The 1,139-nt window shown below is 55.8% G+C and carries 2 protein-coding genes; both read left to right on the top strand.

Annotated elements, in window-relative coordinates; translation table 11 throughout:
- Window positions 1-875: YwqJ-related putative deaminase (locus ACWEOZ_RS44395; RefSeq protein ID WP_451916682.1), on the top strand; the 875-nt coding region annotated here is incomplete at its 5' end.
- A gap of 26 nt (window positions 876-901) precedes the next feature.
- Window positions 902-1,139, top strand: a 238-nt coding sequence (locus ACWEOZ_RS44390; protein WP_451916681.1) for a hypothetical protein, incomplete at its 3' end; no start/stop codon positions are given.

Genomic DNA, 1,139 nt, shown 5'->3' with positions numbered 1-1,139 from the left:
CGCTGCGTAAGGCACTCGATATAGCGTGCGGCGGCGGTACCAAGCCATGCGACCCCAAGTTACTGCAAACGTTGATGCAGGCGCAGGGCGCTAATGCCGATCAAGCGTCGGCGATGATGAATGCCGCCGCCCCTTATGTCGGAGGTGCGCTCGGTGGTGTGCTGGGTGGTGTGCTGTTCGGTCCGGGAATCGCCGCTGGATGTGTAGCAAATGCCGTCCTTTGTGCAAACGAACTGACTATACTCGCGGCGGAGGTCTATGCCGGTCTGAATGGTATGCCTGTAGGGACGGGGGCCTCAGTCCTGACGGGTGTGTCGTCGCCAGCCGCAATGGGATCTGCTGTCAGTGTCGAGGCGCGAGCGCTAGGCGAGGCTCGGTTGCTCATCGCGGAGGGAAGCAAAAATCCTGCAGTCTCGGTAGGGGGGGCTGCCGCGCTTGGCATTCAAACTCCCCCGTTCAGCAACATTCTTGCAAAGGTGCCGACGTTTCCGGGAGTCAAGATGTCTGCAGATGGCGATACGTTTGTGATTGTCGATCAGGGTAAATTTATGGATGCGATTGCTGGCGAGTATGGCAGGTCCGGTCAGAAGCTTAATGGCCAGACAGTTCGGCAGATCGAGGGCTATATTGCGAGTCACGACTCGTTTCCGACCATGGCAGGGATACCTGGCTTGCACGCGGAGGTTCAGTCATTGAACTACATCTACAACGCAGTGCCGAATCCGGCCACGCTGAACCTGGCCGATATCAGTATTGCGACCATAAAGCTGGGGCGGAGCAGTGCGGCCGGAACTCAAGGAGGCGCGTTCACGGCATGTCAGAATTGTAGTGGGATCATTCCACCCAAGGTTAATGTCATTACCGGGAGGCAATAGAGTTGAACCGGGTAAATATCGAGTTGATGGAGCGGAAAGATGGGCGATATTTTCTTTCCGGAAAGAGGTTTTCTGGAATTGCCTTTGAAATTGGGCAAGATCAAAGGGTGCGCGCGATAGAACTGGTGGATGGTGTCGAAGTGGGGAGCTACCGTCCAATTTGCGCGAGCCCAGATGATGGATTCGATCAGGTTGATCTGACTGGAATGTTGTCTGACTATGAGGTACCGTTGTACCAGGGGCGACCATTCAGCGGAATCGGAT

The sequence above is a fragment of the Actinoplanes sp. NPDC004185 genome, assembly GCF_053603475.1.
This window is presented reverse-complemented; position numbering and strand designations above follow the sequence as displayed.